This window comes from Candidatus Streptomyces philanthi (genome assembly GCF_059553635.1).
Genome location: NZ_JCANQV010000226.1, coordinates 1 through 9,869 on the forward strand (window position 1 = coordinate 1; position 9,869 = coordinate 9,869).

Genomic DNA, 9,869 nt, shown 5'->3' on the forward strand with positions numbered 1-9,869 from the left:
GGGGCCAGGGCAAAGCTGCCCGTGTCGGACATCGACGGCGGCGGGGCGGCGCCCCCGCCAGCGGGCCGCAGCGGACCGTTCGGCCCGTACCCCGCGGGCAGCGGCCCGATGTGGTCGAAGACCTCGACGATCTCTTCTTCGAGCGTCGCCTCCGGCAGCAGCTCGGCTGCCGCGAGCACCGCCTTGCGCGCCCCCGTCGCCGTACGGAACCGCAGCTCCGGGTCCGGGTGCAGCAGCGTCGCCAGCACCTGCCACAGCGGCTCCGGGACCTCCTCCGGCGCATGCGGCACGCCGTTCTGGAAGCGCTGGACCAGCGCGTCCGCGTCCGGCCGGACGCCCGTGAGCAGATGCAGGGCGACCAGGCCGACCGCGAACAGATCGGCGGGGAAGTCCGGCTCGGCCCCCAGCAGCTGCTCGGGAGCGAAGTAACCCGGCGTGCCCACCACATAGTTGGCCTCGGTGAGCCGGGGCTCCCCCTTGCGCATGGCGATGCCGAAGTCGGAGAGCCGCAGATGCGGGCGGCCGGTGCCGGTCGCCTCCAGCAGGAGGTTCGCCGGTTTGATGTCGCGGTGCACCACGCCCTCGGTGTGCACGGCGGTCAGCCCGGACAGCAGCTGGTCCAGCAGGGTGCACACATACCGCGGCGCCAGCGGACCGTAGTCCCCGGACAGGTGCGCCAGCGAACCGCCGTGCACCAGGTCCATGGTGAACAGCACCTTGTCGTCGTCGGCCGCCCAGCTCGCCGGCGCCAGCACATGCGGGTGATCGATCCGCAGCGCCTGCTCACGCACGAAGCGCAGCAGCGTGTGGGCGTCACTCTGCTGGAGGACCTTGGCCGCGACATAACGGCGGCGGCGCTGGTCCCAGGCGCGCCAGACGGCGCCCACTCCGCCGCGTCCGACCGGGTCGATCAGTTCGTACCGGCCGGCGAAGACCTCACCCATGGCGCCCCGTCCGCTCTTAGACTCCGCCGCCGTCCCGGCTAGCTCTGGTGCGCCTCGTAGTGGGCGACCGCGTCACCGGTACGTCCGGCCCCGTAGACCCTCAGGAACTCTGCCAGCTCCGGGTGGGCGGGGGCGAGCGAGTTGGCCGCGTCGATGATGTCGCCCGCGTCCGCGACGGAACGCAGCAGCGATTGGATCTCGCGCACCACACGGCGCACCGTCGTCGCCCCCGTGGACGACGTCGTCTGCGCGGTGTTGTTCAGCACCGACCCTCCGGCGGTCTTCTTGATCTGCTCCATGCGGTCGGCGGCCTCGGCGGCGCTCACACTGCCGTCCGCGACCTGCCCCGCCAGCTCCTGGAGCGCCTGCACCCGCTGCACCACCGCCGGATTGCCTATCTTCGCCCGCTGACCGCTCATCAGCTGCGACAACATCGGCGCCGAGAGCCCCAGCACGGACGCCAACCTGGCCTGGTTGAGCCCGAGATCGTCGATGAGACGACGGAACAGCGCTCCCAGCGGCTCCCCGTACCAACTGCGCTGGAGCTCCCGGGCCCGCGCGGTGGCTTCCTGCTGTGCTGCGTCCATGCGTCTCCCCTGTCTCCCCGGTCCCGCTTCGCTGCCGCGAATCTCGCGAAGCATCCTACGGAGAGCGACGGTGTGCGGCGATACCCGGTCGGGAAAGGGCCCGCGCACCAGGTACCCTGGTGCGCGAAGGGGCCTTAGCTCAGTTGGTAGAGCGCTGTCTTTGCATGGCAGATGTCAGGGGTTCGACTCCCCTAGGCTCCACAGACCTCCGTTGCAGGTCAGAGGCGTAAAACGGCCCCTCGAAGCGATCTTCGAGGGGCCGTTCGCGTGATCAGGGTCCACTTGGGGTCCACAGCTCCACGAAAGCCGCGCCGAAGGTGATCGTCCGGATCAGTCACGCGGCGGCCTGACCTCGCCCCCCGAGTGAGCAGCGTTCCGGCGCGCGCAGGTGCGCTATGCGAGCGGGCGGGAGGTTGCGCCAGACGACGCGGCGGGCGCCGCCGGTGCCGTAGCGGGCGGAGAACTCTGTGAGGACGGCGGCGACCGCGCGGTGGCGGGTTGCTTCGGTGTGGCCGGCGGTGAGGGTGCGGGACGTGAGGGTGCCGAGGTAGCTGAAGTAGGTGAGGTGGCCTCCGGGGGCGAGGGCGGTCAGGTACCGCTCCAGGAGGGAACGCACCAGGTCGGGCGCGAAGTTGGTGAAGGGGAGGCAGGAGACGATCATGTCGTAGCCGCGCTCCTCCAGCGGCAGTTCGGTGATGGAGCCGGGGATGATGCGGATGTGGCGGGCCGCGGCGGACAGGACGGGGTCCGAGCGCAGTGCGCCGTTGAGGACGCGGACGAAACGGGGGTTGAGTTCGACGGCCTCCAGCCGGTCGCCCGGTCCGAGGCGCTCGGCGAGTGCGCGGGTGACCGTGCCGGTGCCCGCCCCGACCTCCAGGACGCGCACCGGGCCGTGCCGTACCCCGGCGGCGGGAAGCGGTGCGGCGAGGCCGTCCGCGAGGCGGCGGCCGCTGGGCGCGACCGCGCCGGTGGCGCGCATGCCGCGCAGGGCCTCGCGGAGGAAGAGCGGGCTGCCGGAGGGCCTGCGTAAGAAGGGGCTTCCGGTGAGGGTGGCGGTGTGCCGGTTCGTGGTCATGGCCGTGACGCTAGGGAGCCGGGGAGCCCGGTCCATCGGCCGTCCCGCGACGGTGACCCCGTACGAAAGTAGGGGGTCGGATCGTCAAACGGTCGGATGGCGCGGGGAGTTGTCCTTCCTACGATGGCCGGGTGGAGAAGCGGGCGGAGCGGAAGCGGCCGTGGTGGGCCGAGGCGCTGCTGATCGGTGTCGTCGGGGCCGTGACGGTGCAGGAGGCGTACATCGGCGCGGGCGGTACGCTCCTCGATCCCCGGGTGGGGGCGGCGTTGCTGCTGGGGCTGTCGCCGCTGCTGCGACACCGGTTGCCGGTGGTGACCGCGGTGTGTGCGGTCGCCGGGGCGGTCGTGATGGGGTCGATCGCGCCGCTGCTCGTGGTGCTCTTCCATCTCGCCTCGTGCGGCAGGACGGTCCTCGGAACGGTGTGCGTGGTCCTGTCGATGGGGGGCAACGCCGTCGTGCCCCCGCAGCTGAGCCTGTGGGCGACCCGCTCGTACGGCCCGTTGCTGATACTGCTGCTCGCGCTGGCCCTGGGGATGTGGGCGGGGAGCCGGCGCAGGCTGGTGGCCTCGCTGGCCGATCAGGTGGACCGGCTGAGGGTGGAGCGTGAGTTACGGATGGGGCAGGCGCGACTGGAGGAGCGTGCCCGGATCGCGTCCGAGATGCACGATGTCCTCGCGCACCGGCTGACGGTCATCGCCCTCCATACGGGCGCGCTGCAACGGAAGGCCGACCGGCTGCCCGAGCCGGTGGCCGATCGCGTCGGCCTGCTGCGCACCGCCTCCACGGAAGCGCTCGGGGACCTGCGGGACGTCCTGGGGGCGCTGCGCGGCCAGGAGCCCGCCTCCCGGGAGCCGGGCCTGCGAGCGCTGTCCGCCCTCGTCGACGAGGCGCGCGCCGCGGGCCAGCGCGTCGAGGCGGCGATCGAGGGGGACGCCGAGGCCGTACCGACCAGCCACCGTCTCGCCGTCCACCGCCTGGCACAGGAGGCCCTGACCAACGCCCGCAAGCACGCCGCGGGGGCCCCGGTGCGGCTCGATGTGCGCTACGGGCCGCCGGAGACGACGGTGGAGGTCCGCAATTCGTCCGGTGAGCGCGCCGAGGCCGCGGCGGCCGGGGGCGGCTTCGGCCTGGTGGGCCTCGCCGAACGGGTCGCGGCCCTCAACGGCCGTCTGGAGTACGGGCCCACCGGCTCGGGCGGCTGGGGCGTCACGGCGGGCATTCCGCTGCCGGGTCACGACCGGCGCGCCGAGGGGGCAGCGTGATCCGCACGATGATCGTCGACGACGACCACCTGGTCCGGCTGGCGCTCGCCGACATCCTGGAGGACGCCCCGGGCCTTGCCGTCGTGGCGCAGGCCGCCGACGGCGCGGAGGCGGTACGGTGTGCCGCCGAGCGGCGCCCGGACGTCGTCCTGATGGACGTGCGGATGCCGCGGATGGACGGGATCGAGGCGACGGCGCGACTGCTCGCCCTGCCCGGTCCCCCCAAGGTCGTGGTGCTCACCACCTTCGACGTGGACCACTACGTGTACGACGCGCTGGCGGCCGGGGCCGTCGGCTTCCTGCTCAAGGACGCCGACCCGGCGGAGATCGTGCGGGCCGTGGAGGTCGTCGCGGAGGGCCGGGCCATGCTCCACCCGTCCGCCGCCCGTCATGTCGTCGAGCGCTGCCGGCGGACGGGGGGCCGCGGAGGCTCCGCCGCCCGGTCGCGCCTCGACCGGTTGACGCCCCGGGAGACGCAGGTGCTGGCGCTGCTCGCCGAGGGGGCGTCCAACGCGGAGATCGCCGCCGGGTTGGGGATGCGGGAGAGCACGGTGAAGGCCCATGTCAGCCGCATTCTGGCCGCGTTGGAGGTCGGGAACAGGGTGCGGGCCGCGCTCTACGCCCGGGACGCGGGCCTGATCGGCTGACGGCGGGCGGCTCGGCCGGCCCCGGTCGCCGCCGTTCCCGGGTGCCGGCCGGAGGGCGTGACGCCCCCCGACCGGACGGTTCAGGCGCGCGCCTCAGCGGCGGTAGCCGAGCACCGTCATCATCCCGGACTCCGAGTGGTACACGTTGTGGCAGTGGAGCATCCACAGGCCCGGGTTGTCGGCATCGAAGTCCACCGCGAGCCGCTTGCCCGGGAGCACGACGGCCGTGTCCTTGCGCGGCCCGCCGCCCGGCAGGGCGAACGTGTGGCCGTGGAGATGCATCGGGTGCCACATCGTCGTCTCATTGGTGAACACGAGCCGCACCCGTTCGCCCGCGGAGACGGGAAGGCGCTGCGCCGGGTCGTACGGCGTGCCGTTGAGGGCCCAGTCGTACTTCGCCATCGACCCGGTGAGCCTGAGCGTGATCGTACGGTCGGGGGCGCGGGCCGCGAGGGCGACGGAGCGGTCCGCGGTGAGCCGGTCGGCCATGAGCGGCGCGGACTTCAGCTCCTTGGGCCGCACGTCCGCCCGGGGCTTCTCGCCGCCGCCGGTGCGCAGGACGGCGAGGGCCGTGCGGTTCTTGCCCTCGGCCAGCGCGGTGAGCGGGAAGACGCCGTCGCCGGCCGTGACCAGGACGTCGTACCGCTCGCCCATCCCGAGCAGCAGGGTGTCCGTCCCGGTGTGCCGCACGGGGAAGCCGTCGGTGTGGGTGACGGTCATCCGGTGGCCGCCGAGCGCGACGCGGAAGGCGGTGTCGCCGCCCGCGTTGACCATCCGGATACGGATACGGTCGCCGGGCTTCGCCGTGAAGACCTCCGGGTCCTTCGGGACGCGGCCGTTGACGAGGTAGTGCGGGTAGGCGACATCGCCCGCGTCACCGCCGAGGAACGGGCTGGTGGCGCCCATCAGCATCCGGGACGGGGAGGACGCCTTCGACGGCTTCGCCATGGACATCGACATACCGGGCATGTCGTGCCCGCCGTGGTCCGTACCGGCGCCGTGGTGCATCCCGCCCATGCCTTTGCGGAGTTCGGCGAGCACGGCGTCCGGGGTGCTGCCGTCCACGCCGTCGACCCAGTCGTCCAGGACGACGACCCACTCCTTGTCGTACGCCAGCGGCTCTTTCGGGTCCTCGACGACCAGCGGCGCGTACAGGCCCCGGTCCTGCTGCACCCCGGAGTGCGGGTGCAGCCAGTACGTGCCGGGGTGGATGAGCGCGAAACGGTAGGCGAACGACGCGCCGGCCTTGATCTCCGGCTGGGTGACGCCGGGGACGCCGTCCATGTCGTTGCGCAGGGCCAGGCCGTGCCAGTGCACGGAGGTCGCTTGCGGCAGGTGGTTGGCGAGGGTGAGGGCGAGGGTGTCGCCCGCGGTGGCGCGGATCTCCTGGCCGGGAAGCCGGTCACCGTAGGCCCAGGAGGCGACGGAGTGGCCGCCGCCGAGGTCGAGCCGGGACGGGGTGGCGGTGAGCGTCACCTTCCGTACGGGGCCGGAGGGGCGCTTCGCCTCGGCGGCCGCGACCTCCTCGCCGTGCGGCGAGACGTACTTCTGCTTGCCTTGTGCGTTCTGGGCGTCCCCGCCGGAGCTCCCGCAAGCGGCGAGCAGGCCGCTTCCGGCGAGGGCGGCCCCGGCTCCGAGCACGGCGCGACGCGTGTATGCGCGCATGGTGAAATGCACCTCTTGTCATGGGTGTGGTCGATGTGCGGATCTCTGGTTGAGCAGCGGAGGTACGCGCCGCTCTACGTCCGCAGCACCGACAGCCGTGCGAGGGCCTTGCCCCGGCAGGGCGGGGGATGCGGCCACTGCCCGTACGCGAACCAGGCACGGGAGGCCGGGGCCGCCGGTCCGACGGGACGGCGGAGGACCGCGAGGGCCACCAGGGCGAGCGCCGCCACGCCGGAGCCGAGCACGGCGAGGCAGACGGACAAGGGGTCCAGGCCGCCGTGGTCCGGGGCGGCGGCCGCGTGCGCGCCGTCCGGCGCGGGGAGCACCGCCGGGACCGCGTGATGCGGTGCGGGATGCGCCGGCCCGGCGGCCTCGGCGGACACCGTGTGCGCGGACCCGTGCTCGCCGGGATGCCCCAGGGTGTGCATCGTCACGATGCCCAGCAGCAGTGCGGCCAACAGCAGCAGCCGACCGCACCACATGGCGGTCGCTCGCTGCCTGAACATACGGCGGAGTCTATTACCGGGGGACCGGCGGTCCCGACCTCCCCTCGGGCGTCCCGCGGTCGGTCCCGGCCGCCCGCACCGTGCCCGGCTGCCTCAACCCTCTCGCCTACTCTCGATCGCGTGTGCGCTGACGTGATGATCGCCGAAGACGACGAGAAGCAGGCCGAGTTGATACGCCGCTACCTGGAGCGGGAAGGGCATGCGGTCACGGTGGTGCGGGACGGCCGGGAGGCGCTGGAGAAGGTCCGGGAGCGTGAACCGGACCTTCTCGTCCTCGACGTGATGATGCCGCGCGTCGACGGGCTGGACGTGGTGCGCGTCCTGCGCGGCGAGGCCCGCGAACTGCCCGTACTGATGCTGACGGCACGGTCCACCGAGGACGATCTGCTGCTCGGGCTGGACCTCGGTGCCGACGACTACATGACCAAGCCCTACAGCCCGCGCGAGCTGATGGCGCGGGTGCGCACGCTGCTGCGGCGTACGGGCCGCCCGGCGCGGGACGCCGGCTCCGTGCTCGCGGTGGGCACGCTCCGCGTCGACCCGGACCGCCACGAGGTCACGGTCGACGGAACGACGGTCGAGTGCACACCCGGCGAGTTCCGCGTCCTGGCCGCGATGGCGGCCGAACCCGGTCATGTCTTCACCCGGCAGCGCCTGCTGGAGGAACTGCACGGCTTCGGCCGGTACATCGGCGGCCGGACCGTCGACGTCCATGTCATGAACCTCCGCAAGAAGATCGAACCCGTGCCGGGCCGTCCCGTGCGGCTGCTGACCGTCTTCGGCGTCGGCTACAAGTTGACGGACCCCGCGAAGGGCGGCACGGCACATGCCCCGTAGAGCGCGGCGCGGCACGGGACGCCTCCCGCTGCGCAAGAGCCTGCTCGGCCGGTTCCTCGGGGTGTCGGCGCTGGTCGCCGCGTGTTCGGTGGCCGCGACCGCATGGCTCGCCGCCCAGACCACCTCCGGCGCGATCAAGCAGGAACAGGGCCAGAACCTCGCCGACGGCGCCCGGATCTACGACACCGTGCTCGGCTACGCGGCCACCCATCCCACCTGGCACGGCGTGGGCATCACCGTGCGCGATCTGGCGCGACGGTACGACCGCCGGGTGACCGTCACCACGCAGGACCGCCGCGTCCTCGCCGACTCGGCCACCGCCGGTTCCCGGCCCGCGCTCGCCGCGCGGCCCTCGGCCGTCGTCGACCCGCTGTCCGTGGACACCGCGCTCGGCGCCGGAACGTCCGTGTCGCTCGGCGACGGCGTGGCGGCGGTGGACCGCATCGACCCGCGGGCCGTCGGCCCCTTCCGGCTCCCGGAGACCGAACGCGCCGCACTGCGGCGGAAGACGACCGAGATCACCCGGTGCCTGCACACTGCCGGGTACAGCGCCAAGGTCGTGGAGACACCCACCGGCCGACCCCGCATCGAGCGGAGCGGCAGTGCCACCGAACCGGCCCGGTCCCGGTGTGCGGTCACCGGCCTCGACGCCCTCACCCCGTCCGAACGCAAGGCCTTGTCGGCCCTCAACAAGCTCACCGACGCCTGCCTCCGGCGCCAGGGACGCGGCGGCGTCGCACTGAACCTGGACCTGACCTGGACGCAGGGGCCCGAGCCGAGCAGACCCGGACTGAACGCCGACCGGACCATCGCGTCCTGCGTGGACGCGGCCCGCCGCGAACAGCTCAGCACGTATGTGGCCTCGCCCGCGCTGCTGTTCCTCGGCGCGCCCGGCGGCGGCAGTGTGCCCGGCTTCGCGCTCTCCCCCGCCAACACCGCCAAGATCGCCGGAGTGGCCTCCCTCGTCCTCGCCCTCACCATCGGCGTGTCGGTCCTCACCGGGCGTCGCCTCGTCCGCCCGCTGCACGCCCTGACGGGGGCCGCGCACCGCATGCGGGACGGGGGCACGACGGAGGCCGTGCCGGTCGCCTCGGACGACGAGATCGGCCGCCTGGCCGCCGCGTTCAACGACATGGCCGCACACCGGGCCCGGCTGGAGGAACTGCGCCGGGCCATGGTCAGCGATGTCGCGCACGAGCTGCGCACCCCGCTCGCCAACATCCGCGGCTGGCTGGAGGCCGCCCAGGACGGCCTGGCCGACCCCGACCCCGCCTTCGTCTCCTCGCTGCTGGAGGAGGCCGTCCAGTTGCAGCACCTCATCGACGATCTGCGGGACCTCGCCGAGGCCGACGCGGGCGCGCTGCGGCTGCACCCCGAACCGGTCCGCGTCGGACAGCTCCTCGGCCAGGTGGCCGCCGCCCATCAGGCGCGCGCGGACACCGCGGGCGTGGACCTGACCGTCGAGGCGGGGAACGCCGTCCTCACCGCCGACCCGGTAAGGCTGCGCCAGGCCGTCGGCAATCTCGTCTCCAACGCCGTACGGCACACCGCCCCGGGCGGCACGGTCGTCCTCCGCGCACGCGAGGAACCGGACGGCACCGTCGTCATCGAGGTCGCCGACACGGGCACCGGCATCCCGGCGGCCGATCTCCCGCACGTCTTCGACCGCTTTTGGCGCGCGGAGAAGTCCCGCAACCGACGGACCGGAGGCAGCGGCCTCGGCCTCGCCATCGTCCGCAAGCTGACGGAGGCACACGGCAGTTCGGCGAGCGCGACCAGCACGGAGGGCGAGGGCACGGTCTTCACGCTGCGGTTTCCGGGGCGGGAGGTGGTCGGTCCGGACTCCGTGAGCTGAAACGCGCAGGCGAGGGATCGGGCATCGTCGTGGGTCGCGGAGCGGTTCCGGCAGCGGCGGTGTTTCACGTGAAACGGCACGGCGGTCACGCCAACGGCCGGTTTCACGTGAAACGAAGCGATTGCCGACCGCCACCCGTACGGCCGTGACCACCCCACCGGTCCGGCGGGCGCCCGGCTCCACCCCTGTCAGGCCGCCCCGTCCGGCCCCTTCTCCTCGCCGTCCGACGGGGACTCGCCGTCGGGGGAGGCGGGAGTGCTGCCGTCGACGGTGCTGAGGCGGGTTTCGGTGGCGGCGGGGGGTTCGACGAGCCAGTCGGGGTTGGCCTGCTTGTCCCACCACTTCCAGGCGGCGAAGGCGCCGCCGGCCAGCAGGCCGACGAGGGCGAGGCGCTTGGCGGCGCGGCCGGCGCAGGCGCGGCGCTGCTGCTTCCTGACGAGATTCTCGATGTCCTCGGCGGTCACCTGGCCGCGCAGCGCGGCGAGCGCGGC

At 73.3% G+C, this 9,869-nt stretch carries 10 protein-coding genes and 1 tRNA gene; 5 read left to right on the forward strand and 6 right to left on the reverse strand.

The features are described from left to right. Together AC51EU_RS22325 and AC51EU_RS22330 are read right to left on the reverse strand one after the other, a co-directional pair. Positions 1-944 (reverse strand): serine/threonine-protein kinase (locus AC51EU_RS22325; RefSeq protein ID WP_496268810.1); only part of this gene is annotated, 944 nt, incomplete at its 3' end. 38 nt (positions 945-982) lie between these two features. After that, the gene (locus AC51EU_RS22330) at positions 983-1,531 is read right to left on the reverse strand and encodes a helix-turn-helix domain-containing protein (RefSeq protein WP_496268811.1); all 549 of its coding nucleotides are present in this window, start codon (positions 1,529-1,531) and stop codon (positions 983-985) included. 128 nt (positions 1,532-1,659) lie between these two features. Between AC51EU_RS22330 and AC51EU_RS22335 the strand changes: the two genes are divergently transcribed. Beyond that, positions 1,660-1,732: transfer RNA gene (locus AC51EU_RS22335), tRNA-Ala, on the forward strand. A gap of 133 nt (positions 1,733-1,865) precedes the next feature. On the opposite strand, the gene AC51EU_RS22340 is transcribed toward AC51EU_RS22335, so the two are convergent. Continuing rightward, positions 1,866-2,606 carry a class I SAM-dependent methyltransferase gene (locus AC51EU_RS22340; RefSeq protein ID WP_496268812.1) on the reverse strand — a complete coding sequence of 247 codons (741 nt, stop codon included), beginning with the start codon at positions 2,604-2,606 and terminating at the stop codon, positions 1,866-1,868. A 131-nt stretch (positions 2,607-2,737) separates the two neighbouring features. Here AC51EU_RS22340 and AC51EU_RS22345 point away from each other — a divergent pair, with 131 nt between their 5' ends. Together AC51EU_RS22345 and AC51EU_RS22350 are read left to right on the forward strand one after the other, a co-directional pair. Continuing rightward, entirely contained in the window at positions 2,738-3,868 is a 1,131-nt protein-coding gene (locus AC51EU_RS22345; RefSeq protein WP_496268813.1) for a sensor histidine kinase, read from the forward strand. After that, complete coding sequence (locus tag AC51EU_RS22350; RefSeq protein ID WP_496268814.1) at positions 3,865-4,515, forward strand: response regulator transcription factor; 651 nt, start codon at positions 3,865-3,867, stop codon at positions 4,513-4,515. Before AC51EU_RS22345 ends, AC51EU_RS22350 begins: the two co-directional genes overlap by 4 nt. A 93-nt stretch (positions 4,516-4,608) precedes the next feature. Here AC51EU_RS22350 and AC51EU_RS22355 read toward each other — a convergent pair whose 3' ends face one another. Both AC51EU_RS22355 and AC51EU_RS22360 read right to left on the reverse strand, forming a co-directional pair. Beyond that, complete coding sequence (locus AC51EU_RS22355) at positions 4,609-6,180, reverse strand: multicopper oxidase family protein (RefSeq protein WP_496268815.1); 1,572 nt, start codon at positions 6,178-6,180, stop codon at positions 4,609-4,611. A 74-nt stretch (positions 6,181-6,254) separates the two neighbouring features. After that, positions 6,255-6,686, reverse strand: a complete 432-nt coding sequence (locus tag AC51EU_RS22360; RefSeq protein ID WP_496268816.1) for a hypothetical protein — start codon at positions 6,684-6,686, stop codon at positions 6,255-6,257. A gap of 135 nt (positions 6,687-6,821) precedes the next feature. Here AC51EU_RS22360 and AC51EU_RS22365 point away from each other — a divergent pair, with 135 nt between their 5' ends. Both AC51EU_RS22365 and AC51EU_RS22370 read left to right on the forward strand, forming a co-directional pair. Further along, complete coding sequence (locus AC51EU_RS22365) at positions 6,822-7,523, forward strand: response regulator transcription factor (RefSeq protein ID WP_496268819.1); 702 nt, start codon at positions 6,822-6,824, stop codon at positions 7,521-7,523. Further along, a complete protein-coding gene (locus AC51EU_RS22370) occupies positions 7,513-9,378 on the forward strand; it encodes a sensor histidine kinase (RefSeq protein WP_496268817.1) in 1,866 nt (621 codons plus the stop codon). Before AC51EU_RS22365 ends, AC51EU_RS22370 begins: the two co-directional genes overlap by 11 nt. A 188-nt stretch (positions 9,379-9,566) precedes the next feature. Here AC51EU_RS22370 and AC51EU_RS22375 read toward each other — a convergent pair. Beyond that, a partial coding sequence (locus AC51EU_RS22375) for a DUF5324 family protein (protein ID WP_496268818.1) occupies positions 9,567-9,869 on the reverse strand: 303 nt, incomplete at its 5' end.